The organism is Hydrogenophaga sp. H7 (assembly GCF_002025745.1).
Classification (GTDB): domain Bacteria; phylum Pseudomonadota; class Gammaproteobacteria; order Burkholderiales; family Burkholderiaceae_C; genus Hydrogenophaga; species Hydrogenophaga pseudoflava.
Map to the genome: position 1 here is coordinate 42,450 of NZ_MCIC01000005.1, position 24,877 is coordinate 67,326.

A 24,877-nucleotide genomic window follows, 5' to 3' on the forward strand; every position below is an offset into this window, starting at 1 on the left:
GGCTCAGGTCAGCAGCGACACCGCGCCCGAGAAGGTGATGAAGGCGGCGACGGTGGTCACCAGGATGATGCGGGCGATGCGCCCGTTGTCCGCGCCCAGTCGCTCGGCCAGCAGCGAGACGTTGCTGGCGCTCGGCAGCGCGGCCACCAGCACGATGACCGTGAGCGCGAAGCCGTCCAGCGGCACGCCCAGTTGGCGCATCGCCAGGCCCACCGCCAGCACCAGCAACGGGTGCAGCACCAGCTTCATGACCGCCACCGGCAGGTAGTCGCTCACCGGCATCGGGTGGCTGGACTGGATCTGCGAACGCGCCAGCACCGCGCCAATGGTGAACAGCGCCACGGGCGACGCCGCGTCGGCCAGCAGCCAGGCGGTCTTCTCGACCGGGCCGGGCAGGCTGAACTGCGCGTACGACGCCAGGGCACCGAGCAGGATGGCCCAGGGCATGGGGTTGGCGGCCACCCCCTTGAGCGCCTTCTTGCCCGCGTCGATCATGGCCTCGCGCCCATGACCCTCGCCTTCGTCCAGGCGCGAGAGCGCCACGCACAGCGAGCTGGTGACGACCATGTCCACCAGCATGGTCAGGATGGCCGGCCCCGCCGCCGCGGGCCCCAGCAGCGCCACCAGCAGCGGCACGCCCATGAAACCCGAGTTGGGAAACGCCGCCACCAGCGCGCCCAGCGAGGCGTCGTTCCAGCGGATGCGGCGGTCCATGGTCCAGACGATGGCGAACGCCACCATCACCAGGGCACAGAGCAGGTAGACGCCCGCCACGGTGACATTGAGCAGCTGCGCGATCGGCGTGGTCGAGCCGAAGCGGTAGAGCATGCAGGGCAGCGCAAAGTACAGCACGAAGCCGTTGAGCCCCGGGATCGCCTCCAGCGGCAGCATGCGCCGGTGGGCGGCGACAAAGCCCGCGGCCACGAGCGCGAAGAAGGGGAAGGTGACGATCAGGATGTTGAGCACAGGGGGCGATTGTCTCAGGGCGCACGTTTCGGCCGGTGCATCGGGTGTCGCGCCGGCGCGGCCGGCACCCCGCCGGTATCATTCGCCGCTTCGTCTTGCGCTGCCTCCCGCCCTCATGTCCTCACCCGGCCCCGGCCTCAACCTTGCCCAGCTCGACGCTGTGAACCACCTGGGCGGCCCCAGCCTGGTGCTGGCGGGCGCCGGTTCGGGCAAGACGCGGGTGATCACGCACAAGATCGGCCGCCTGATCCAGGCCGGGCTGGCGGCCGACCGCATCGCGGCCATCACCTTCACCAACAAGGCGGCGGCCGAAATGCGCGAGCGCGCCGGCCACCTGGTCGGGCGCGACGCGCGCAAGGTGCTGATCTGCACCTTCCACGCACTGGGCGTGCGCCTGCTGCGCGAAGACGGCCAGGTGCTGGGGCTCAAGCCGCAGTTCTCCATCCTCGACACCGACGACATCACCAGCCTGCTCAAGGACTGCGGCGGCACCACCGACGCCAACACCGCGCGCGGCTGGCAGTGGACCATCAGCAGCTGGAAGGGTGAAGGCATGACCGCGGCCGATGCCCTCAAGCGCGCCAAGGACGAGAACGAGCGCGTGACCGCGACCATCATGGCCCGCTACGAGGAACGGCTGACCGCCTACCAGAGCGTGGACTTCGACGACCTGATCCGCCTGCCGCTCAAGCTGCTGGGCGAACACCCCGAGGTGCGCGAGAAGTGGCAGAAGAAGCTGGGCCACGTGCTGGTGGACGAGTACCAGGACACCAACGCCACGCAGTACGAGCTGCTCAAGCTGCTGGTGGGCGAACGCGCGCGCTTCACCGCCGTGGGCGACGACGACCAGTCCATCTACGGCTGGCGCGGCGCCACGCTGGACAACCTCAAGAAGCTGCCCATCGATTTCCCGCAGCTGCGCGTGATCAAGCTGGAGCAGAACTACCGTTCCACCAGCGCCATCCTGCGCGCGGCCAACCACGTGATCGGCCCCAACCCCAAGCTGTTCCCCAAGACGCTGTGGAGCGACCTGGGCGAAGGCGAACCGGTGCGCGTGGTGGACGCCGACAACGAGGAACACGAGGCCGAACGCGCGGTGGCGCGCATCCAGAGCCTGCGTGCGAACTCGCAGTACAAGGAGTGGCGCGACTTCGCCATCCTCTACCGCGCCAACCACATGGCGCGCTCGTTCGAACAGGCGCTGCGCCGCGCGCAGATCCCCTACAAGGTCTCGGGCGGACAGAGCTTTTTCGACAAGGCCGAGATCCGCGACCTGTGCGCCTGGCTGCGCCTGATCACCAACAACAACGACGACCCGGCTTTCCTGCGCGCGGCCACCACACCCAAACGCGGCATCGGCCACACCACGCTGGGGCAGCTGGGCACCTTTGCCACGCAGTACAAGCTCAGCCTGTTCGAGGCGCTGTTCTCGCATTCGCTACCCAGCGCGGTGAACAGCCGCTCCATCACCGCGCTGCACGAGTTCGGCCGGCAGGTGAACGACCTGGAATACCGCGCCCGCCACACCGTCGGCCACGAGGCTGCGCTCGCCTTCCTGCTGCAGTGGCTCAAAGACATCGGCTACGAGCAGTACCTCTACGACAGCGAAGAGAACGAGAAAATCGCGGCAGCGCGCTGGACCAACGTGATGGACTTCATCGACTGGGTGGCCGGGCGCTGCGGCGGCAAGATGGAAGACGATGGCGCGGGCGTGCAGGTGGAGAGCGAGCGCAAGAGCCTGCTGGAAGTGGTGCAGACCATCGCGCTGATTTCCACGCTCTCCGACCGCGAGCAGGACCAGAACGTGGTCACGCTTTCCACCCTGCACGCGTCCAAGGGTCTGGAGTGGCCGCACGTGATGCTGGTGGGCGTGAACGAAGGTCTGCTGCCCTTCAAGACCGATGACGCCGACAGCGACCTCAGCGCTGAACTGCTGGCGCTGCGGGTGCAGGAAGAGCGACGCCTGATGTACGTCGGCATCACGCGCGCCCAGCGCACGCTGGCGGTGAGCTGGCTCAAGCGCCGCAAGAAAGGCCGCGAGAGCGTGCCCGGCACGCCCAGCCGCTTCATCAAGGAAATGGCGCTGGACCAGGCCACGGTGAAGGAAGACCCGCGCGAGAAGTTGCGCGCGCTGCGGGCCGAGTTCGCGCAGCGCGCCGCGGCCGCCCCCAAGCCGGAGGCGATGTGAGACGGCCCGCACCTTCCGTGCTTGCCCTGGTGCTGACCAGTCTGGCGCTGCTGGGCCTGGCGTCCACAGCCCGCGCCCAGTCTCCGCTGGCGCCGCTGGCATCCCCCTGTCCCACCGCGACCGAGCTCAAGGCGCAGGACCTGCACGGCCTCTGGCGCCTGGTCCTCTGGCCCGAAGGCGGCAGCGAATCGGCGCCCGCCTCCACCGGCGCCATGCTGTTCGGACCCCATCCCGAATACCCCGGCAGCGTGCGCGGACGGCTGCGCCGCTCCGGCCCGGGGGCCGACCTCGAAGCCGAGGTGGCGGGGGACGTGGGCGACGACGGCGAGTTCAATCTCGACGAATCGGCCGACGGCCGGGCCATGGACGCGGTGTGGAACGGCCAGCCCTCCGATTGCGGCCGGACCATCCGGGGCCAGCGCCGCCCCGCCGAAGGCCGGTCCGACGCCGGCCCGGCGCTGCAGTTCCTGTTGCAGCGGGCGCCCGCGGGACACTGAGCCGCCGGCCCTCAGGGCTGCGTGTCGTCCAGCAGCCCCGCGCCCAGTTCGCGAATGCGCTGGTCCTCGTAGTAGCCGCCGTATTCGGTGTAGCGCAGGAAGGGACGCGCGCAGGCCCTGCAGACCCACACATCGCACCGGTTGTAGGGAAAGAAGGCTGGGGCGATGGGCGCATCGGGCGACCAGGCGTGCGTGCCGCGCGGATGGTGTTCCAGCAGCGTGGGCTCGTCGATCTGTTCATCGCGCAGCGTACCGACGCACCGCAGAGCGGACAGGTCGAAGGTGGCCGGCACCGAGTCCCAGCCGGCGCCCACCAGCGGCGCACAGGCCGAGCAGCGCCCCGGCTGTCGTGCCGCTGCCAGCGCACGCAGGTCGTCGGCCAGCAGGCGCGGCAAATGCTCAGCGGTCATGACCCGTGCCTCCCGTCTGGCGCTTCGCGCCGTAAGGGCAGTGATTCGGCCGCGGCCCCACCTGCGGGTGCTTGCGGCAGGTGTCGGGCCGCTGCTCGTAGACGGTGCAGCGCCGCGTCTTCGCATCCAGGAAATGGCAGTCGCCGCTGGCCCGCCGCGCGATGGTGAAGACCTCGCGTTTGAAGTTGAAGTGCTCGATCAGCCCCGCCTTTTCCAGCCGCCGGGCGATCTGCTTGGGCGCCTCGTGCTCGACCTCGAAGACGTCCACGATGCCCAGCCGCACAAGATCGGGCAGCCGCACTTCCAGCGGCATGGTGCAGCAGTTGGCCTGGCAGCTGTCGCACATGCCGGCGCGGTAACGCGTCCAGGTCTCGGTGCGGTCGACGTCGACGATGTGGATCGAGGATCTCATGGAGGAGACAGCCACAAAGCAAAACGCCCAGCGGGTGCTGGGCGTTCTGGAATTTGGTGGCCTGGGGCGGAATCGAACCACCGACACGCGGATTTTCAATCCGCTGCTCTACCAACTGAGCTACCGGGCCAAGAGCTCTCGATTATAGCAGTACTTTTGCGCGAGGCCGATCAAAGTGCATTGCGCTTGCTGCGCGCCAGATCCACCCCCAGCTGCTTGAGCTTGCGGTAGAGGTGGGTGCGCTCCAGGCCGGTCTTCTCCGCCACGCGGGTCATCGAACCGGACTCCTTGGCCAGGTGGTATTCGAAATAGGCCTTCTCGAACTCGTCCCGCGCCTCGCGCAGCGGGCCGTCGAGGTTGAAGGACTGATGAGACTGCGGCCCGATGTCCAGCACCATCTCGGGCAGGGTGCCGCCGGTCATGGCCGCCTCGACCGTGAGGTCGGCGGGTGCCATCTGCAACCCGGGCTTTTGCACCACCGGGGCCACCGGCTTGTGCATGGACTTGTTCAGACCAATGTCCACCGCCTTGAGCAGCTTCTGAAGCGTGATGGGTTTTTCAAGAAAGGCGGTGGCGCCGATGCGCGTGGCCTCGACCGCCGTGTCGATGGTGGCGTGGCCACTCATCATGATCACCGGCATGGTCAGCATGCCGGAGCTGGCCCATTCCTTGAGCAGTGTCACGCCGTCGGTATCGGGCATCCAGATGTCCAGCAGCACGAGATCGGGTCTGAGCTGGGTGCGCACACTGCGCGCCTGGGCGGCGTTCTCCGCCAGTTCGACGGTGTGCCCTTCGTCGTTGAGGATCTCGGAGAGCAGGTCGCGGATGCCCAGCTCGTCGTCTACTACCAGAATAGTTGCCATGGTCCCGAAAGTGTCCCTCGTTCGATGTTGTCAATTCGCAACTGCGAATGATAACGACACTTGCGCCCCCGTCACTTTGTTCTCCGTCATGCGGTTGCCAATGTCGACCCGGCCGCCGTGCTCCTCCATGATTTTCTTGACCACCGCCAACCCCAGTCCGGTGCCCTTGGACTTGGTGGTCACATAGGGCTCGAAGGCGCGCTTGAGGATGTGTTCGGCAAACCCGGGCCCCTGATCGATCACCGCCAGCCGGACCCAGGGTCCGCTGTCGGAACGGCGCGTGCGCAGCAGCACAAAGGCGTCGGTCTGACCGGCCATGGCGTCCTGCGCGTTCTGGACCAGGTTGTGCACGATCTGGCGCACCTGCTGCGGGTCCGCCATCACGGGCGGCAGTTGTTCGGCCAGCTCGGTCCGCACCGGGATCGCCGCGTGGTCGTAGAGCACCAGAATGTCCTTGATCAGGGCATTGAGGTCGGTGGGCGCCAGGTGCGCCGCCGGCAGGCGGGCGTAGTCGCGAAATTCGTTGACCAGCCGCTTCATCGCATCCACCTGGTCGACGATGGTGCGCACCGACTTGTTGAGGATGGCCTGTTCGGAGGGCTGCACCTTGCCTTCGAGCTTCATCGCCAGCCGCTCGGCCGAGAGCTGGATCGGCGTCAGCGGGTTCTTGATTTCGTGCGCCAGACGCCGTGCCACGTCGCCCCAGGCCTGTGCGCGCTGGGCCGACACCATCTCGGAGACGTCATCGAACACCAGCAGCCGCTCGTTGTTGGGCAGCAGCGCGCCGCGGGCGATCAGGGTAATGCTGCCTTCGACCGGCAGGCGGTCGTGCTCCCCGAGCTCGAACGACTGCTGCCAGTGGCCGCCGCCATGCGGCGTGTCGTCCGACAGGAAGCGCTCGAACTGCTGCATCACCCCCTGTCCGAAGGCTTCCAGCCCCGGCAGCTCGGTCAGCGGCTGGCCCAGATGCAGGGCCAGCGGTGTGCGAAGGATGCGCGAGGCGCCGGGGTTGACGCTGCGCAGCCTACCTTGCTCGTCCAGCACCGCCACACCCGCGGTCAGGTTGTCCAGGATCGTCTGCAGGTTGTCGCGTGCCGCGTCCACCTGCTGCATGCTGCGCTGCACCGTCTCGCGTGCATCGGCCAGTTCCTGGGTCATGCGGGCAAAGGTGCGCGTGAGCCCGGCCAGTTCGTCGCGCGAGGCCATGGCCGCCTTGGGCGAGAGGTCGCCTTGCGCCACCTCGCGCATGCCCTCGGCCAGCACCAGCAGCGGCCGCACCATCTGGTTGCCCAGCACCACGGCCAGCAGCACGGCGCCGAACACGGACAGGAACAGCGCCAGGGTCAGGGTGCCGATGTACATCCGCCGCAGGCCTTCGCGACCCAGGGCACGCTCCTGGTATTCGCGGTTGGCCACCTGGACCGCCAGCGCGTCGGTGACCAGCGCCTCGGACAGCGGCACCACCACCTGCAGATAGCGCGGTTCATCGTCCAGATCGAAGCCCGGTGCGCTGACCAGGGCCAGCACCTTGATGCGGGCCTGGCCGAGCGCCAGCCCCTCGATGTCGCTGTCTCCGGCGTCCCGTTCCTCCAGGCCTTCGACCTGCGCCACCACCCGCTTGGCGCGCACGGTGCGCAGCACCGCCAGCGGCGGCCGGTTGGGTGTGAAGTCGAAGCGGGATGCGCCCGCCGTGGCCAGCGCCTGCCCGGACGCGCTCCAGAGCACCATGTCGCTGGCCCCCAGCCGCGTGCGCAGGCGTTCCATGGCCAGCAGCGCCGACGAGCGGGGCTGGCGCGCCAGCTCCTCCGCCACCATGCGGGTTTTTTCCCCCAGGTCCGCACTCATGGTGTCCAGGGTGGTGCGCCCGAGGTTCAGGCCGGCGGCCAGGGCCGACTCGACGCGCACGTCGAACCAGCTTTCGATGGAACGCGACACGAACTGGTAGGACACGGTGTAGATGAGCACCCCCGGCAGCACGCCCACCAGCCCGATGATGGCGGCCAGCTTGAGCAGCAGCCGGCTGCCGAAGCGCCCGAGCCGGAACCGCATGTAGAGACGCACGGCCAGCCACACGATGATCAGCGCCAGCAGCACCGCCACCGCCACGTTCACCATCGCCAGCCAGCCGAAGTTCTGTTCGTAGAAGGCGCGGTTGCGGGTGGCCAGCGTGAGCAGGAACATCAGCACCAGGCCCAGACCCGCCATGAACACCAGCGCCACCAGCAGCGCCCAGCGCCGCCGCCGGGAGGCCTTGGGGTCGAGCTTGGGGTCGTCCCGTTTCACCTGGTTCACCTCCACCGCGGGGTCAGCGGGTGTCTCCCGTGGCAGTTGCGGGCGCGCCCTCGCCATCGTTGCGGGTCGGCAGGTCGAAGCTGCGCTGCACCTCGATCAGCCACTCGGGCTGGTTGGCCATGCCAATCTGGAAGGGTCGCGGCAGCAGCGACAGGTCCAGCCGGAAGCGCCACTGGGCGCGGTAGTCCACCCCCTCCTCCAGGCGTCCGGGCTCCACGATGGTCCAGCCCGCCACCCGGCTGACGGAGGCCAGCGCCTCGTCCAGATCGTCGAAGTTCTGGTGCAGTGCGTACTGCAGCCCCGCGGCGTTCGGGGCGCCGTCGGTGGAAACACTGACGCGCCAGCGTCGGGTCAGCGGCTGGTAGGCCAGACGCACCGTGCGAGAGGCCGAACCCATGCGCTTGTCGGTCCAGTACCAGCGCTCCCGGACCACGTCGGCCTGCCAGACAAAATAGAGCGGCACACCCTTGAGCAGGGCGTCTTCCACCGGGGGAGAGGCTTCCAGGGCCAGCCGCACCGACAGCTTGGCGCCATCGGCGCTGCGCTGGACCGTGCTCTGCAGCACCTCCGGTTCGCGGGCCATGGCCGGCGCCGCCAGCATCAGGCACCACAGCAGCACGCCGGCCAGCAGACAGGTCCACACCCGTCGCCACGGCCGGACTGTCGGTCCGGGCGTCACGGGATCAAGGCCTCGCCTTGTCCATGCGGGCGTAGAAAAATCCGTCGTATCCACCCGGATCATTGTCGTTGAACTCCCCGTTGGCGATGACAGTTCCGGGTCGCAAATGCCCCGGGGAAGGGAGCGCAAGGGCGTCGGTGTGGCGCTCAAGGAACGCATCGACCTGTTCCTGCCCCTCGGCACGAAAGACCGAACAGGTGCAATAGACCAGGCGCCCGCCTGGCTTGAGCAGCGGCCAGAGGGTGTCCAGCAGCCGGCGCTGGATCGCCACCAGCTGCCCGACATCGCCCGGGCGGCGCAGCCAGCGCACGTCCGGGTGGCGGCGCACGATGCCCGACGCGGTGCATGGCGCATCCAGCAGGATGGCATCGAAGGAGCGGCCGTCCCACCAGCCCGAGGGCTCCCCAGCGTCGGCGGCCCGCACCTCGGCCTGCAGGCCCAGCCGTTGCAGGTTCTGGTGGATGCGCTCGCAGCGGCGCGGATCGACGTCCAGCGCCAGCAGGTCCAGGTCGGCGCGCTCCAGCAGATGGGCCGTCTTGCCACCCGGCGCCGCGCAGGCATCCAGCACCCGGTCACCCCGGCGCCAGTCGCGGCCCTCCAGCAGCAGGCCGGCCGCCAGCTGGGCCGCACCGTCCTGCACGGAACACAGCCCCTGGTCAAACCCGGGCAACCGGTCCACGGGTTGCGGCGAGGCCAGCAACAGCCCGTCGTCTCCGAGCGGCACCGCGCCGATGCCCTGTTCGGCCAGCTGCGCCGCGTACGCCTCGCGCGTCACGCGGCGGCGGTTCACGCGCAGCACCATGGGGCCGGGCTGGTTGCTCGCCGCCAGGATGGCCTCCCAGTGGGCGGGATGGTCGCGCCGCACGCGCTCGACCCACCAGGCCAGGTGGTTCCAGAGGGCAGACGGGTCCTGCCGGGCCTGCGCCAGCAGTGCCGACGATTCGCGCAGGTAGCGCCGCAGGCAGGCGTTGAGAAAGCCGGACTGCATGCGCGTGTCGCGCCCGCGCTTGGCGGCGTCGACCGCCTGGTCGACCAGGGTGTGGGGCGGGTAGGAGGCGCCCTGCCCGTCGCCGATCAGCAGGGCCAGCGCGGTGTGCAGCAGCGCCAGCGCCGCGGGGGCCGGCGGGCGCCGGGCCAGCAGCCGCGCCACGGCGCGGGCCGTGCCCAGGTGACGGAGCACCTGAAAGGTCAGGGACTGCACGCCGGGGCGCAGGCCCGACGGCACCTGGGGCAGGACCTCGGTCAGCGAGCGCCCCTGTTCGACCGCGAACACGCAGCGCGCCACTTCGTGCAACTGGTCGCTCAGGCGGGGCACCTGGCGCGGAGAAAGAGCGTCGTTCAAAGGATCAGGCCTGGTTCAAGGGCAAAGGCGCCATGCGCCGTCCGTAAATGCGGCGCACACGTTCTTCGAGAGAGGGATGGGAGTCGAACCAGTGTGCCATGCGCCCCTCTTCGGTACCGACCAGCAGCATGTGCTGCACCATGGAGCCGATGCGACGCGACTGCACACCCTCGTTCTGCTGGCTCATCACCTTGCGCAGCACGCCGCCGATACCGTCGCGGCTGCGCGTCCACTGCACCGAGCGGGCATCGGCCAGGAACTCGCGCTGGCGCGAGACCGCGGCCTGCAACGCGTGGCCCGTCATCCAGCCCAGCCAGCCAGCGCCCATCAGCGCCAGCCCGAGCAGGGTCGCAAGGGTGCGGTGTTCGCGGATGTCGGGTTCGGCCAGGTCCTGGCCCATACGAAACAGCATCTCCAGCCCGAACACCATGCCCACCAGCCGCATGTTAAGGCGGGTGTCGCCCTCGCGAATGTGGCTGAATTCGTGCGCCACCAGCCCCTGCAGTTCCTCGCGGCTCAGGTGTTCCAGCGCGCCGCTGGTCACCGCCACCACCGCGTCGTCCTCGTCCCAGCCGGCGGCGAAGGCGTTGATGCCCTCGTCTCGCGCCAGCACCATCGCCACCGGTCGTTTCATGCCCGACGAGATCGCCATCTCGTCGACGATGTTGGCAAAGCGCTGCTCGGCGAAGTCGCTGGACTGCGCCAGCCGGGCGCCCATCTGTTCTGCCAGCACCCGGCCGCCACGCGACAGGCGGGACGTCTCCAGCCACCAGCCCCCCAGCACGAACAGCAGGGTCACGGCGGTGTTGACCTCGAAGAAATAGTGTGGATACCCCGCGCCGGGCACCCAGAAGCTCCAGGTGAGCCCCCAGGCGAGGGCCAGCGCGGCATTGACCAGCACGACCAGCAGCAGCACCGCTACACCAAAGGCCAGCAGCAGCCGCAGCGTGCGGACGCGCGCTTCTCGCTGCGATTCGAAGATCAGCACGGGCCGGGGACAGCGCCGTTCAGAAAGACACCTTGACCGGCTGGCGCTCGGCCTCGCTGGTGGTCGAGGCCAGCATGGACTGGGTCTGGAAGTTGAACAGGCGCGCGATGATCAGGGTCGGGAACTGCGCCGCCGCGTCGTTGAATTCCAGCACGTGGTCGTTGTAGGCCTGGCGCGCGAAGCCGATGCGGTTCTCGGTGCTGGCCAGTTCCTCGCTGAGCTCGCGCATGGTCTGGTCGGCCTTGAGTTCCGGGTACGCCTCGGCCACCGCCATCAGGCGCCCGAGCGCACCGCCGAGCACCTGCTCGGCCCCGGCCAGCGCGCCGATGGCGCCAGCGTTCAGCGGACTGGCCGCGGCCGACTGCTCGGCGCTGCGGGCCTGGTTGCGCGCCGCAATCACAGCCTCCAGCGTCTGCGCTTCGTGGGCCAGGTACTTGCGTGCGACTTCGACCAGGTTGGGAATCAGGTCGTAGCGGCGCTTGAGCTGCACGTCGATCTGACCAAAGGCGTTGGCGATCGCGTTCTTCAGACGGGTCAGGCGGTTGAAGGCTCCGACGGCCCAGAACACCACCAGCAGAGCGGCAGCCAGCAGGATCCATGACACAGGCGACATCTCGAACGCTCCTTCGTGAGGCGCCGGGACCGCCCCGGCGGGCGTGCGCAATATAGCCCAAGCCCCTGACCACCCCGGTGTGGAGCACCCATGAAAAACGCCCCCGGCCTGACGACCGGGGGCGTTGAAGGATCGGACGGCGGTTCCGTCCTGGTGCCGGCTTATTCCGACGCTTCGCCGGAACCGGCGGCTTCGGCCTGGTCCGCGGCCAGCGACAGCGCGTCGGCCTCGGCGATGGCGCGGCGCTCCTCGTCGTCCATCTTTTCCTTGACCTTGCGGGCTTCGTGATAGGCCATGCCGGTGCCCGCGGGGATCAGGCGGCCGACGATGACGTTTTCCTTCAGGCCGCGCAGCTCGTCCTTCTTGCCCATGATCGCGGCTTCGGTGAGCACGCGGGTCGTTTCCTGGAAGGACGCGGCCGAGATGAACGAGTCGGTCGACAGCGAGGCCTTGGTGATGCCCAGCAGCACGTTGGAGTAGGTCGCGGGGATCTTGCCTTCGGCGCGCAGGGCGTCGTTGGTGTTGAGGATCTCCGAACGCTCGACCTGCTCGCCGGCGATGTAGGACGAATCGCCCGGGTTCTCGACCACGACGCGGCGCAGCATCTGGCGAACGATCACCTCGATGTGCTTGTCGTTGATCTTCACACCCTGCAGACGGTAGACGTCCTGCACCTCGTCGACGATGTAGCGCGACAGCTCTTCAATGCCCAGCAGGCGCAGGATGTCCTGCGGATCGGCCGGACCGTCCACCACGCTCTCGCCCTTGTTGACCACCTGGCCTTCGTGCACCAGGATGTTCTTTTCCTTGGGGATGAGCTCGTCCCAGACCTTGCCTTCCGGATCGGTGATCTGCAGGCGGACCTTGCCCTTGGTTTCCTTGCCGAACGACACCGTGCCGGTCATCTCGGCCAGCATGCCCTTGTCCTTCGGGCTGCGGGCTTCGAAGAGCTCGGCCACCCGTGGCAGACCGCCGGTGATGTCGCGCGTCTTCTGGCCTTCGACCGGGATGCGCGCCAGCACGTGGCCGGGGCCGACGTCCTGACCGTCGCGCACTTCCAGCAGCGCGCCGATCTGGAAGCCCACCGTCACCGAGTGATCGGTGCCGGGGATCTTCACTTCCTGGCCCTGGGCATCCAGCAGCTTGACCAGCGGGCGCACCACCTTGGCGGAGCCGCGGTGCTTCGGATCGATCACCACCAGCGAGGACAGACCGGTCACGTCGTTGACCTGCTTGGCCACCGTCAGACCTTCTTCCACGTTCTCGAACTTCACCGTACCGGCGAATTCCGTGATGATGGGTCGGGTCAGCGGGTCCCAGTTGGCGAGGATGGCGCCTGCCTTGATCTGCTGGTCGGCCTTGACCGACAGCGTGGCACCGTAAGGCACCTTGTGACGCTCGCGCTCACGACCGTGTTCGTCGTGGATGATGATTTCGCCGGAACGCGCAATCACCACCAGTTCACCCTTGGTGTTGGTCACGTAGCGCATCGTGGCGTTGAAGCCGATCACGCCCGAGGACTTGGCTTCCACGCTGGAGGCCACGGCCGCACGGGACGCGGCACCACCGATGTGGAAGGTGCGCATGGTCAGCTGCGTGCCGGGCTCACCGATGGACTGGGCAGCGATCACGCCGACCGCTTCGCCGATGTTCACCAGACCGCCACGACCCAGGTCGCGGCCATAGCACTTGGCGCAGATGCCGAAGCGGGTCTCGCAGGTCAGGGCCGTGCGGACCTTCACTTCGTCCACGCCAGCGGCCTCAAGGTCGTCGAGCATGTCTTCGTCCAGCAGCACGCCGGCGCCCAGCAACACCTTGCGGGTTTCGGGGTGGATCACTTCCTCGGCCGTGGTGCGGCCCAGGATGCGGTCGCGCAGCGACTCGATCACTTCACCGCCCTCGACGATGGCGCGCATCAGCGTGCCATTGGTCGTGCCGCAGTCTTCCTGGTTCACCACCAGGTCTTGCGTCACGTCCACCAGACGGCGTGTCAGGTAACCGGAGTTCGCCGTCTTCAGCGCCGTGTCGGCCAGACCCTTCCGGGCGCCGTGGGTGGAGATGAAGTACTGCAGCACGTTCAGACCTTCACGGAAGTTCGCCGTGATGGGGGTCTCGATGATGGAGCCGTCCGGCTTGGCCATCAGGCCGCGCATGCCGGCCAGCTGGCGGATCTGGGCCGCGGAACCGCGGGCACCGGAGTCGGCCATCATGTAGATCGAGTTGAACGATTCCTGGTCGACTTCCTTGCCCGACGCGTCAATGGTCTTCTGCTTGGCCAGCTGGGCCATCATGACCTTGGAGATCTCGTCACCGGCCTTGCCCCAGATGTCCACCACCTTGTTGTAGCGCTCGCCGGCGGTCACCAGACCGGAGGCGTACTGCTGGGCGATTTCCTTCACCTCGGCTTCGGCGCGCTCGATCACGCCGGCCTTCTCCTTGGGCACCAGCATGTCGTCCACACAGATCGAGATGCCGGCGCGGGTGGCCAGGCGGAAACCGTTCTGCAGCAGCTTGTCGGCGAAGACCACGGTCTCCTTCAGACCGCACTTGCGGAAGGAGGCGTTGATCAGCTTGGAGATTTCCTTCTTCTTCAGCGCCTTGTTCAGCACCTCGAAGGCCAGGCCCTTGGGCAGGATTTCCGACAGCAGGGCACGGCCCACAGTCGTGTCCACCAGCTTGGTGGAGGGCACGAACTCGCCGGTTTCCTTGTTCTTGGTCCACTCGGTCAGACGCACGCTGATCTTGGCGGTGATCTCGACCACGCCGTTGTCCAGCGCACGCTGCAGCTCGGCCAGGTCGGCGAAGACCATGCCTTCGCCCTTGCCGTTGATGCGCTCGCGGGTCGCGTAGTACAGACCCAGCACCACGTCCTGCGAGGGCACGATGGAGGGTTCGCCGTTGGCGGGGAACAGCACGTTGTTGGAGGCCAGCATCAGCGTGCGGGCTTCCAGCTGGGCTTCCACCGACAGCGGCACGTGAACGGCCATCTGGTCACCGTCGAAGTCGGCGTTGAAGGCCGCGCAGACGAGCGGGTGCAGCTGGATGGCCTTGCCTTCGATCAGGATGGGCTCGAAAGCCTGGATGCCCAGGCGGTGCAGCGTGGGCGCACGGTTCAGCAGAACCGGGTGTTCCTTGATGACCTCTTCCAGGATGTCCCACACCACCGGCGTGCCGGATTCGACTTCCTTCTTCGCCGCCTTGATGGTGGTGGCGATGCCCATGGCTTCCAGGCGCGAGAAGATGAAGGGCTTGAACAGCTCCAGGGCCATCAGCTTGGGCAGACCGCACTGGTGCAGCTTCAGGGTCGGGCCCACGGTGATGACGGAACGGCCCGAGTAGTCGACGCGCTTGCCCAGCAAGTTCTGGCGGAAGCGGCCGCTCTTGCCCTTGATCATGTCGGCCAGCGACTTCAGGGCGCGCTTGTTGGCGCCCGTCATGGCCTTGCCACGGCGGCCGTTGTCCAGCAGCGAGTCCACGGCTTCCTGCAGCATCCGCTTTTCGTTGCGTGCGATGATTTCAGGAGCCTTGAGTTCCAGCAGGCGGCGCAGACGGCTGTTGCGGTTGATGACGCGGCGGTACAGGTCGTTCAGGTCGGAGGTCGCGAAGCGGCCGCCGTCCAGCGGCACCAGCGGACGCAGGTCCGGCGGCAGCACGGGCAGCACGTCCAGCACCATCCACTCGGGCTTGATGCCGGATTTCTTGAAGGCTTCCAGCACCTTCAGGCGCTTGGCGTTCTTCTTGATCTTCAGCTCGGAGCCGGTCAGGTCGTTGCGCAGCTTCTCGATCTCGATGTCGAGGTCGATGGCCTGCAGCAGTTCCTTGATGCCCTCGGCGCCCATCTTGGCGATGAACTCGTCGCCGTATTCCTTGCGCTTGGCGTCGTAGTCGTCCTCCGACATGATCGCGAACTTCTTCAGCGGGGTCATGCCCGGGTCGACGATCACATAGGCTTCGAAGTACAGCACGCGCTCAATGTCGCGCAGCGTCATGTCCAGGATCAGGCCCAGACGCGAAGGCAGCGACTTCAGGAACCAGATGTGGGCGCAGGGCGCGGCCAGGTCGATGTGACCCATGCGCTCGCGGCGCACCTTGGTCTGCGTGACTTCAACGCCGCACTTCTCGCAGATCACGCCGCGGTGCTTGAGGCGCTTGTACTTGCCGCACAGGCACTCGTAGTCCTTGATGGGGCCGAAGATCTTGGCGCAGAACAGACCGTCGCGCTCGGGCTTGAACGTGCGGTAGTTGATGGTCTCGGGCTTCTTGACTTCACCGAAGGACCAGGAGCGGATTTTTTCCGGCGAGGCCAAACCGATGCGGATCGCATCGAAGTGTTCGTCGGGCGTGAACTGCTTGAACAGGTCGAGCAAGGATTTCATGAATTGCTTTCCTTTTCTTCAGTGAATCAGGAGCGGTCCAGCTCGATGTCGATACCGAGCGAACGGATTTCCTTGACCAGCACGTTGAACGACTCGGGCATGCCCGCGTCGATCGAGTGCTCGCCTTTGACGATGGACTCGTACACCTTGGTGCGGCCCTGCACGTCGTCGGACTTGACGGTGAGCATTTCCTGCAGGATGTAGGAAGCGCCATAGGCCTCCAGCGCCCACACTTCCATCTCACCGAAACGCTGGCCACCGAACTGGGCCTTGCCGCCCAGCGGCTGCTGGGTGACCAGGGAGTACGGGCCGGTGGAACGGGCGTGCATCTTGTCGTCGACCAGGTGGTGCAGCTTGAGGTAGTGCATGTAGCCCACGGTGGTCTTGCGCTCGAAGGCTTCGCCGGTGCGACCGTCGTAGAGCTGCGCCTGGGTGCGGGTCTCGGTCAGGCCCTTGGCCTTGGCGACGTCGTCCGGATAGGCCAGCTTGAGCATGTCCATGATCTCCTGTTCGGACGCGCCGTCGAACACGGGCGAAGCGAACGGGACCCCGTTGGTCAACTCCTGCGCCATCACGCGCAGCTCGTCGTCGGACAGCTCAGACAGGTCTTCCTTCCGGCCGGTGGCGTTGTAGATCTGCTCCAGAAACCCGCGCACTTCGGTCATCGCGGCTTCGCGCTGCAGCATGTCGCCGATGCGCTGGCCCAGGCCCTTGCCGGCCCATCCCAGGTGGACTTCGAGCACCTGACCGATGTTCATGCGCGAAGGCACGCCCAGCGGGTTCAGCACGATGTCGACCGGGGTACCGTCGGCCAGATGGGGCATGTCTTCCACCGGGGTGATCTTGGAAACCACACCCTTGTTGCCGTGGCGGCCGGCCATCTTGTCGCCAGGCTGCAGGCGGCGCTTGACGGCCAGATAGACCTTGACCATCTTGAGCACGCCAGCCGGCAGCTCGTCACCCTGGGTGAGCTTCTTGCGCTTCTCTTCGAAGGCCAGGTCGAAGCTGTGGCGGGTCTGCTCCATGGAGTTCTTGATCGACTCCAGCTGGGCGGCCACGTCGTCTTCCGCCGGGCGGATGTCGAACCAGTGGTACTTCTCAACCTCGTCCAGGTAGGCCTTGTCGATCTTGGTGCCCTTGGCCAGCTTCTTCGGACCGCCGTTGGCGACCTTGCCGGTCAGCAGCTTCTCGATACGGTCGAAGGCGTCGGCCTCGACGATGCGCAGCTGGTCGTTCAGGTCCAGGCGGAAGCGCTTGAGCTCGTCGTCGATGATCTGCTGGGCGCGCTTGTCGCGCTGGATGCCTTCGCGGGTGAAGACCTGCACATCGATCACGGTGCCCTGCGAGCCCTGGTCCACGCGCAGCGAGGTGTCCTTCACGTCGGAGGCCTTCTCGCCGAAGATCGCGCGCAGCAGCTTCTCTTCCGGCGTCAGCGTGGTCTCGCCCTTGGGCGTGACCTTGCCCACCAGCACGTCGCCAGGCTGCACTTCGGCGCCCACGTAGATGATGCCGGAGTCGTCCAGGCGGTTGAGCTGCTGCTCGGCCAGGTTCGGGATGTCGCGGGTGATTTCTTCGGCGCCCAGCTTGGTGTCGCGCGCCATCACCACCAGTTCCTCGATGTGGATGCTGGTGTAGCGGTCGTCGGCCACCACGCGCTCGCTGATCAGGATCGAGTCCTCAAAGTTGTAGCCGTTCCAGGGCATGAAGGCGATCAGCATGTTCTGGCCGATCGAGATCTCGCCCAGGTCCGTCGACGCACCGTCGGCGATCACATCGCCCTTGGCCAGCTTGTCGCCGCGCTTGACGATGGGGCGCTGGTGGATGTTGGTGTTCTGGTTGGAACGCTGGTACTTGATCAGGTTGTAGATGTCCACACCCACTTCGCCAGCCACGGCCTCGGCGTCGTTGACCCGGATCACGATGCGGGTGGCGTCCACGTAGTCCACCACGCCGCCGCGGCGGGCGGTCACCACGGTGCCGGAGTCGATCGCGGCCACGCGCTCGATGCCGGTGCCGACCAGCGGCTTTTCCGGACGCAGTGTGGGCACGGCCTGACGCGACATGTTGGCGCCCATCAGTGCGCGGTTGGCGTCGTCGTGCTCCAGGAAGGGCACCAGCGAAGCGGCCACCGACACGATCTGCGCCGGCGACACGTCCATGTACTGGATGGTGTCGGCCGGGGTCAGGATGGATTCACCCTTCTCACGGGCAGAGATCAGGTCACCGGTCAGGCGACCTTCGGCGTCCAGCGTCGCGTTCGCTTGGGCGATGACGTACTTGCCTTCCTCGATGGCCGACAGGTAGTCGATCTGGTTCGTCACCTTGCCGTCCACCACGCGGCGGTACGGGGTCTCGATGAAGCCGTACTCGTTCAGGCGGGCGTACAGGGCCAGCGAGTTGATCAGGCCGATGTTCGGACCTTCCGGCGTTTCGATCGGGCAGACGCGGCCGTAGTGGGTCACATGCACGTCGCGCACCTCGAAGCCGGCGCGTTCGCGGGTCAGACCGCCCGGGCCCAGGGCCGACACGCGGCGCTTGTGGGTGATCTCGGCCAGCGGGTTGGTCTGGTCCATGAACAGCGACAGCTGGGACGCGCCGAAGAACTCCTTCAGGGCCGCGGAAATCGGCTTGGAGTTGATCAGGTCGTGCGGCATCAGCGGCTCTTGCTCGGCCTGACCCAGACGCTCCTTCACGGCCTTCTCGATACGCGCCAGACCGGTGCGGTACTGGTTCTCGGCCAGTTCGCCGACGCAGCGCACGCGGCGGTTGCCCAGGTGGTCGATGTCGTCGACTTCACCGCGGCCATTGCGCAGGTCCACCAGGATCTTGACCACGGCCAGGATGTCTTCGTTGGACAGCACCATCGGCCCGGTGGCTTCGTCGCGGCCCACGCGGGCGTTGAACTTCATGCGGCCCACGCGCGAGAGGTCGTAGGTGTCCGGGTTGTAGAACAGGCGGTGGAACAGGGCCTGCACGGCGTCTTCGGTCGGCGGCTCGCCGGGGCGCATCATGCGGTAGATGGCCACGCGGGCAGCGAACTCGTCGACGGTTTCGTCGGTGCGCAGGGTCTGGCTGATGTAGGCGCCCTGGTCCAGTTCGTTGGTGTAGATGCAGGGCAGTTCCTGCACGCCGGCCGAGCGCAGCTTCTTCAGCAGGGCTTCGGTCAGCTCGTCGTTGGCCTTGGCGATGATCTCGCCGGTGTCCGGATCGACGATGTTCTTGGCCACCACGCGGCCGATCAGGAAATCTTCCGGCACGCTGATGTGCGTGGTGCCCGACTGCTCCAGCTCACGGGTGTGGCGCGCGGTGATGCGCTTGTCCTTGGCAACCACCACCTTGCCCGACTTGTCGGTGATGTCGAAACGGGCCACCTCGCCGCGCAGGCGCTCGGAAACGAAGGCCATCTGGGCGCCGCTGTCCATCAGGCGGAAGTGGTCGTTGACGAAGAAGTTCGCCAGGATGGTTTCCGGCGTCAGGCCGATGGCCTTGAGCAGGATGGTGACCGGCATCTTGCGGCGGCGGTCGACACGGAAGAACAGGATGTCCTTGGGGTCGAACTCGAAGTCCAGCCAGGAGCCGCGGTAGGGAATGATGCGGGCCGAGAACAGCAGCTTGCCCGAGCTGTGCGTCTTGCCCTTGTCGTGCTCAAAGAACACACCCGGCGAGCGGTGCAACTGCGACACGATGACACGCTCGGTGCCGTTGATGATGAAGGAGCCCTTGTCGGTCATCAGGGGCACTTCGCCCATGTAGACCTCTTGCTCTTTCACTTCCTTGACCACCTTGGACTGGGCGGTCGAGGACTCGCGGTCGTAGATGATCAGCTGCACGCGCGCGCGCACGGCGGAAGCGAAGGTCAGACCGCGGGTCTGGCACTCGCGCACGTCGAACGCTGGCTTGGCCAGGTTGTATTCGACGAACTTCATCTCGACAAAACCGTTGTGCGAGACGATGGGGAAGGCGGCTTCGAAGGCGGCCTGCAGGCCTTCAGCGGTGCGCTTCTTGGGCGCGGTGTCGGCCTGCAGGAACGCGGTGTAGGCGTCCTTCTGCATCTGCAGCAGGTAGGGAATCGCGAGCACATTCTCGCGGCTGCCAAAGCTCTTGCGGATGCGCTTGCGTTCGGTGTAGGAATATTTCGATGCGGATGCCATGAGATCTCCGGGCTTGAGGTCTGCGGCGACTGATCAGCCAAACCGTCGCTCTCAAGGCGGCGGGTGACGGGCTTGGCGGCAGGCCACTACCTGCCGTTGGCGGACGACCTGCGCGTTGCACGCAGGCCCGGACCAAGTGGTCTTCTGCAGTCGGGGTCAGAAGACACGGATAAGAAGACTCTGCGAATCTGCTTATCGGTGTTCTGAAAGCACCAAAGGCTGGAGGCCCTTTCGAGCACTCCAGCCCCTGACCAGAACCGAATTACTTGAGTTCGGCCTTGGCGCCGGCTTCCACCAGCTTCTTGACGGCGGCTTCGGCGTCGGCCTTGGCAACGCCTTCCTTGACGTTCTTCGGAGCGCCGTCGACCAGATCCTTGGCTTCCTTCAGACCCAGACCGGTGATTTCGCGCACGGCCTTGATGACGGACACCTTGTTGGCGCCGGCTTCGGTCAGCACGACGTTGAATTCGGTCTTCTCTTCAGCAGCTGCGGCAGCGGCACCGCCACCACCAGCGGCCGGAGCAGCCATGGCTGCGGCGGACACGCCGAACTTCTCTTCAATGGCCTTGACCAGGTCATTGAGTTCCATGACGGTCATGCTGTCCAGCGCCGTCAGAAATGCGTCTTTATCGAATGCCATTTTGATTTCCTAACAATTGGTTAAACGAACTCACTGCGCCGATCAGGCTGCAGCAGCTTCTTCTGCCGGAGCGGCAGCGCCTTCGCCTTTTTTGGCCGCCAGGGCACCCAGCACCACGGCGGTGCGGGAGATCGGCGACTTCAGCAAGCCACACAGCTGGGCCAGCAGCACTTCCTTCGAAGGAATGCTGGCGAGCTGCTTCACGCCGTTCTGATCCAGGACTTTGCCGCCGTAAACGCCACCGCGGATGACCAGCTTGTCGTTGGTCTTCGCGAACTCGGCCACCACCTTGGCGGCGGCCACAGCGTCTTCGGAGAAGCCGTAGATCAGCGGACCGGTCATCTGGTCGCCGGCCACTTCGAACGGGCTTCCGGCCACAGCGCGGCGCGCCAGCGTGTTCTTCAGAACACTCAGGCTGACACCGCTGCTGCGTGCCTTCACGCGCAGTTGGTCCATGGCAGCAACCGTGATGCCGCGGTATTCCGCCATCACGAGCGTTTGAGCTTTTGCGGCGAGGCTGGTCACTTCGGAAATGACCGCTTCTTTCTCACTGCGATTCAGACTCAAGGTCTACTCCTTCAATGTGCTTGGGGCTTGCGCCCGTCCACACGCTTCATTGCAGCGACCAACTGTTGAGGGAAACGGGTTCCATCTGCAGCGGGATCGCCATCTGCGCTGGCTTTCTCCGATTAAGTCTCCGGATCCGGGGAGCCATTGACACCAGCGGTCTTGGATGGCCCCACCTGCTGACCTTGCGGCCGGCGGGCGGGCCCACCACACCCGGTACGCCGAAGCGCCCCGGGAATCTCTTGCGATTACGCCGAGATGGACTGGGTGTCCACGCGGACGCCCACACCCATGGTCGACGACACCGCCACCTTACGCAGGTACACACCCTTGCTGGTGGCCGGCTTGGCCTTGTTCAGCGCGTCGATCAGGGCTGCCAGGTTGCCTTGCAGCTTGTCGGCGTCGAACGAGCGGCGGCCGATCGTGCCGTGCACGATGCCGGCCTTGTCCACGCGGAATTGCACCTGACCGGCCTTGGCGTTGCGCACAGCCTGGGCCACGTCGGGCGTCACGGTGCCAACCTTGGGGTTGGGCATCAGGCCACGAGGACCCAGCACTTGACCCAGGGTACCGACCACGCGCATCGCGTCGGGAGAGGCGATCACGACGTCGAAGTCCATCTTGCCGGACTTGACCTCTGCAGCCAGGTCGTCCATGCCGACGATGTCGGCGCCAGCGGCCTTGGCTTCTTCGGCTTTGGCCCCCTGGGCGAACACGGCCACGCGCTTGGTCTTGCCGGTGCCGTTGGGCATCACGACGGCACCGCGCACCACCTGGTCCGACTTCTTGGCGTCCACGCCGAGCTGGATAGCCACATCGATGGACTCGTCGAACTTGGCATTGGCGCACTCCTTGACGATCGCCAGGGCGTCGGTCAGGGCGTACAGCTTGTTGCTGTCGACTTTGCCTTCAAAGGCTTTTTGCTTCTTGGTCAGCTTGGCCATGTCACACGCCCTCCACGATCACGCCCATCGAACGGGCAGAGCCGGCGATGGTCTTGACGGCTGCATCGATGTCGGCAGCGGTCATGTCCTTCATTTTGGTCTTGGCAATTTCTTCCAGCTGAGCGCGGGTGATCTTGCCGACCTTCTGCTTGTTGGGCACCGGAGAGCCCTTGTCCAGCTTGATCGCCTTTTTGATCAGCGTCGTGGCCGGGGGGGTCTTGATGATGAAGGTGAAGCTCTTGTCCGCGAAGGCAGTGATCACCACCGGCAGCGGCAGACCGGGCTCGACGCCCTGGGTCTGGGCGTTGAACGCCTTGCAGAACTCCATGATGTTCAGACCGCGCTGACCCAGCGCCGGACCGATCGGGGGGGAGGGGTTGGCCTTACCAGCTGGCACTTGCAGCTTGATGAAGCCGACGATTTTCTTCGCCATGTTTTAGCTCCTGCGAGTGCAGACGGCTGTCATGAAGACAACCTCCTCGCGGTTGAAACCCGGAAAGGACGGAAGCCGCGGGCGCCGGGTGAAACCGCCTGCGGCCAAAAACATCAGGTCTTCTCTACCTGACTGAACTCGAGCTCGACCGGCGTGGCGCGACCGAAGATGGTCACCGAGACACGCAGCTTGTTCTTTTCGTAGTTGACCTCTTCGACGGTGCCATTGAAGTCGGTGAACGGGCCTTCCTTGACGCGCACGTACTCGCCCACCACGAACTCCACCTTGTGGCGCGGCTTGTCGGTACCTTCCTGCATCTGGCTGACAATCTTCTGCACATCCTCTTCAGAGATCGGCGCCGGCCGGTTCTTGGCACCACCGACGAAACCGGTCACCTTGTTGGTGTGTTTCACCAGGTGCCAGGTATCGTCATCCATCACCATTTCCACCAGCACGTAGCCAGGGAAGAACTTGCGCTCAGTGGTGCGTTTCTGGCCGTTCTTGACCTCAACCACCTCTTCGGTCGGCACCAGGATGCGACCGAACTTGTCCTGCATACCAGCCCGGTTGATGCGCTCGACGATGTTGCGCTCGGCAGCTTTTTCCATGCCGGAATAGGCATGCACCACATACCAGCGCATGCCTTCCGTCGGCGTCCCCAGCAGACTGTTGTTTTCGCTCATTATTTTCTCCACCCCAGAATCAGATCGTAGAACAGCCACTCCAGGGTCTTGTCGGTCAGCCAGAGGAAAAGTGCCATCACCACGACGAAGGCAAACACATAGGCCGTCATCTGGATCGCTTCTTTGCGGGCCGGCCAAACCACCTTCTTGGTTTCTCGCCAGGAATCGCGCCCGAACGCTACCAGCTGCTTGCCAGACTCGGACACACCGAACACCGCCACCGCAGCCAGAACGCCCACGATCAGGGCACCCCATTGCGCAATAGCGCCTTGCGCGGACAAAAGGTAGAACGCGACAAATGCACCCAGAAGCAAGGCGACGGCAACCGCCAGCTTGGCCTTATCGGCACCTGTGTTGACGGTTTGTACTTCGGAAGTGGCCATGAGATACCAGAAGATGCTTGACTTGTGGGCGAGACCAGAACCCGAAAGCCCCAGACACGCAAGCCCACCAGAAGTCTCAAAGACTTCGGCGGGCCTGATGACACTCAACAGACAGGACCCAAGATCCTGAACGACTTACTCGTCCTGTTGGGTGGCAGGGGCAGAGGGAATCGAACCCCCAACCTTCGGTTTTGGAGACCGACGCTCTGCCAATTGAGCTATACCCCTACTTGGCTGAAATCCTGACGAGCAGGAAGATTACGCAATGATCTTGGCCACGACGCCGGCGCCGACGGTACGACCGCCTTCACGGATGGCGAAGCGCAGACCTTCTTCCATGGCGATCGGGGCGATCAGCTTGACGGTGATCGACACGTTGTCACCAGGCATCACCATTTCCTTGCCCTCGGGCAGCTCGATGGCACCGGTCACGTCCGTCGTGCGGAAGTAGAACTGCGGGCGGTAGTTGTTGAAGAACGGCGTGTGACGGCCACCTTCGTCCTTGGACAGCACGTACACCTCGCCGGTGAAGTGCGTGTGCGGCTTGATGGAGCCGGGCTTGCACAGCACCTGGCCGCGCTGCACTTCTTCGCGCTTGGTGCCGCGCAGCAGGATACCGACGTTGTCGCCAGCCTGACCCTGGTCCAGCAGCTTGCGGAACATCTCCACGCCGGTGCAGGTGGTCTTCTGGGTGGCGGCGATACCGACGATTTCGATTTCTTCGCCGACCTTGATGATGCCGCGCTCGATACGACCGGTCACCACGGTGCCGCGACCAGAGATGGAGAACACGTCTTCCACAGGCATCAGGAAGGCACCATCCACAGCACGCTCAGGCGTGGGGATGTAGCTGTCCAGCGCGTCGGCCAGGCGCATGATGGCCTGCTCGCCCAGATCGCCCTTGTCGCCTTCCAGCGCCAGTTTGGCCGAACCCTTGACAATGGGGGTGTCGTCGCCGGGGAAGTCGTACTTGGAGAGCAGCTCGCGCACTTCCATTTCAACCAGCTCCAGCAGCTCGGCATCGTCCACCATGTCGCACTTGTTCAGGAACACGATGATGTAGGGAACACCCACCTGGCGGGCCAGCAGGATGTGTTCGCGGGTCTGGGGCATCGGGCCGTCGGCGGCCGAGCACACCAGGATGGCGCCGTCCATCTGGGCAGCACCGGTGATCATGTTCTTGACGTAGTCGGCGTGACCGGGGCAGTCCACGTGGGCGTAGTGGCGGTTGGCCGTCTCGTATTCCACGTGTGCGGTGTTGATGGTGATGCCACGAGCCTTCTCTTCAGGAGCCGCGTCGATCTGGTCGTAGGCCTTGGCGGCGCCACCGAACTTGGCAGCCAGCACCGTGGTGATGGCAGCCGTCAGCGTCGTCTTGCCGTGGTCCACGTGACCAATCGTGCCCACGTTCACGTGCGGCTTGGTCCGCTCAAATTTCTCTTTTGCCATT

General features: G+C 65.8%; 20 protein-coding genes and 2 tRNA genes. 2 read left to right on the top strand and 20 right to left on the bottom strand.

What is annotated here, in order from left to right:
* Positions 1-3: 3 nt before the first annotated feature.
* Positions 4-966, bottom strand: coding sequence for an AEC family transporter (locus BC358_RS05610; protein WP_079365067.1), 963 nt, complete (start codon positions 964-966; stop codon positions 4-6).
* A gap of 115 nt (positions 967-1,081) precedes the next feature.
* Here BC358_RS05610 and BC358_RS05615 point away from each other — a divergent pair, with 115 nt between their 5' ends.
* Both BC358_RS05615 and BC358_RS05620 read left to right on the top strand, forming a co-directional pair.
* Positions 1,082-3,154, top strand: a complete 2,073-nt coding sequence (locus BC358_RS05615) for an ATP-dependent helicase (RefSeq protein ID WP_079365068.1) — start codon at positions 1,082-1,084, stop codon at positions 3,152-3,154.
* 17 nt (positions 3,155-3,171) lie between these two features.
* A complete protein-coding gene (locus BC358_RS05620; protein WP_066160500.1) occupies positions 3,172-3,651 on the top strand; it encodes a hypothetical protein in 480 nt (159 codons plus the stop codon).
* An 11-nt stretch (positions 3,652-3,662) separates the two neighbouring features.
* Here the strand turns inward: BC358_RS05620 and BC358_RS05625 are convergent, their stop codons facing one another.
* The 19 genes from BC358_RS05625 to tuf form a co-directional block, all read right to left on the bottom strand.
* A complete protein-coding gene (locus BC358_RS05625; protein ID WP_079365069.1) occupies positions 3,663-4,061 on the bottom strand; it encodes a hypothetical protein in 399 nt (132 codons plus the stop codon).
* Positions 4,051-4,473 carry a YkgJ family cysteine cluster protein gene (locus BC358_RS05630; RefSeq protein ID WP_079365070.1) on the bottom strand — a complete coding sequence of 141 codons (423 nt, stop codon included), beginning with the start codon at positions 4,471-4,473 and terminating at the stop codon, positions 4,051-4,053. The genes BC358_RS05625 and BC358_RS05630 overlap by 11 nt, the downstream gene beginning before the upstream one ends.
* A 54-nt stretch (positions 4,474-4,527) precedes the next feature.
* Positions 4,528-4,603: transfer RNA gene (locus BC358_RS05635), tRNA-Phe, on the bottom strand.
* Between the two features lie 40 nt (positions 4,604-4,643).
* Positions 4,644-5,336 carry a response regulator gene (locus BC358_RS05640; protein ID WP_079365071.1) on the bottom strand — a complete coding sequence of 231 codons (693 nt, stop codon included), beginning with the start codon at positions 5,334-5,336 and terminating at the stop codon, positions 4,644-4,646.
* A gap of 30 nt (positions 5,337-5,366) precedes the next feature.
* A complete protein-coding gene (locus BC358_RS05645; RefSeq protein ID WP_079365072.1) occupies positions 5,367-7,685 on the bottom strand; it encodes an ATP-binding protein in 2,319 nt (772 codons plus the stop codon).
* Positions 7,642-8,271, bottom strand: coding sequence for a DUF4390 domain-containing protein (locus BC358_RS05650; protein ID WP_066160512.1), 630 nt, complete (start codon positions 8,269-8,271; stop codon positions 7,642-7,644). The genes BC358_RS05645 and BC358_RS05650 overlap by 44 nt, the downstream gene beginning before the upstream one ends.
* A 40-nt stretch (positions 8,272-8,311) precedes the next feature.
* Positions 8,312-9,649 (bottom strand): 16S rRNA (cytosine(967)-C(5))-methyltransferase RsmB, encoded by a 1,338-nt coding sequence (gene rsmB / locus BC358_RS05655; protein ID WP_079365073.1) that lies wholly within the window; start codon positions 9,647-9,649, stop codon positions 8,312-8,314.
* Between the two features lie 4 nt (positions 9,650-9,653).
* Positions 9,654-10,637, bottom strand: coding sequence for a M48 family metalloprotease (locus BC358_RS05660; protein WP_066160518.1), 984 nt, complete (start codon positions 10,635-10,637; stop codon positions 9,654-9,656).
* A gap of 19 nt (positions 10,638-10,656) precedes the next feature.
* Entirely contained in the window at positions 10,657-11,250 is a 594-nt protein-coding gene (locus tag BC358_RS05665; RefSeq protein ID WP_079365074.1) for a LemA family protein, read from the bottom strand.
* Positions 11,251-11,411: 161 nt separating this feature from the next.
* Positions 11,412-15,626, bottom strand: a complete 4,215-nt coding sequence (rpoC, locus tag BC358_RS05670) for a DNA-directed RNA polymerase subunit beta' (protein WP_066160524.1) — start codon at positions 15,624-15,626, stop codon at positions 11,412-11,414.
* Positions 15,627-15,652: 26 nt separating this feature from the next.
* On the bottom strand, positions 15,653-19,777 hold the full coding sequence (gene rpoB / locus BC358_RS05675) for a DNA-directed RNA polymerase subunit beta (RefSeq protein ID WP_079365075.1): 4,125 nt from the start codon (positions 19,775-19,777) through the stop codon (positions 15,653-15,655).
* A gap of 262 nt (positions 19,778-20,039) precedes the next feature.
* Positions 20,040-20,417, bottom strand: a complete 378-nt coding sequence (rplL, locus tag BC358_RS05680) for a 50S ribosomal protein L7/L12 (RefSeq protein ID WP_066160529.1) — start codon at positions 20,415-20,417, stop codon at positions 20,040-20,042.
* A gap of 42 nt (positions 20,418-20,459) precedes the next feature.
* Positions 20,460-20,984, bottom strand: coding sequence for a 50S ribosomal protein L10 (gene rplJ / locus BC358_RS05685; RefSeq protein ID WP_066160532.1), 525 nt, complete (start codon positions 20,982-20,984; stop codon positions 20,460-20,462).
* A 248-nt stretch (positions 20,985-21,232) separates the two neighbouring features.
* On the bottom strand, positions 21,233-21,928 hold the full coding sequence (rplA, locus tag BC358_RS05690) for a 50S ribosomal protein L1 (RefSeq protein WP_066160536.1): 696 nt from the start codon (positions 21,926-21,928) through the stop codon (positions 21,233-21,235).
* A gap of 1 nt (position 21,929) precedes the next feature.
* Positions 21,930-22,361 carry a 50S ribosomal protein L11 gene (gene rplK, locus BC358_RS05695; protein WP_066160539.1) on the bottom strand — a complete coding sequence of 144 codons (432 nt, stop codon included), beginning with the start codon at positions 22,359-22,361 and terminating at the stop codon, positions 21,930-21,932.
* 113 nt (positions 22,362-22,474) lie between these two features.
* Positions 22,475-23,044: a transcription termination/antitermination protein NusG gene (gene nusG, locus BC358_RS05700; RefSeq protein ID WP_066160542.1), complete on the bottom strand. Its 570-nt coding sequence runs from the start codon at positions 23,042-23,044 to the stop codon at positions 22,475-22,477.
* Positions 23,044-23,427: a preprotein translocase subunit SecE gene (gene secE, locus BC358_RS05705; protein ID WP_066160545.1), complete on the bottom strand. Its 384-nt coding sequence runs from the start codon at positions 23,425-23,427 to the stop codon at positions 23,044-23,046. Before secE ends, nusG begins: the two co-directional genes overlap by 1 nt.
* Before the next feature lie 152 nt (positions 23,428-23,579).
* A tRNA-Trp gene (locus BC358_RS05710) sits at positions 23,580-23,655 on the bottom strand.
* 30 nt (positions 23,656-23,685) lie between these two features.
* Complete coding sequence (gene tuf / locus BC358_RS05715) at positions 23,686-24,876, bottom strand: elongation factor Tu (protein WP_079364208.1); 1,191 nt, start codon at positions 24,874-24,876, stop codon at positions 23,686-23,688.
* Between the last annotated feature and the right edge of the window lies 1 nt (position 24,877).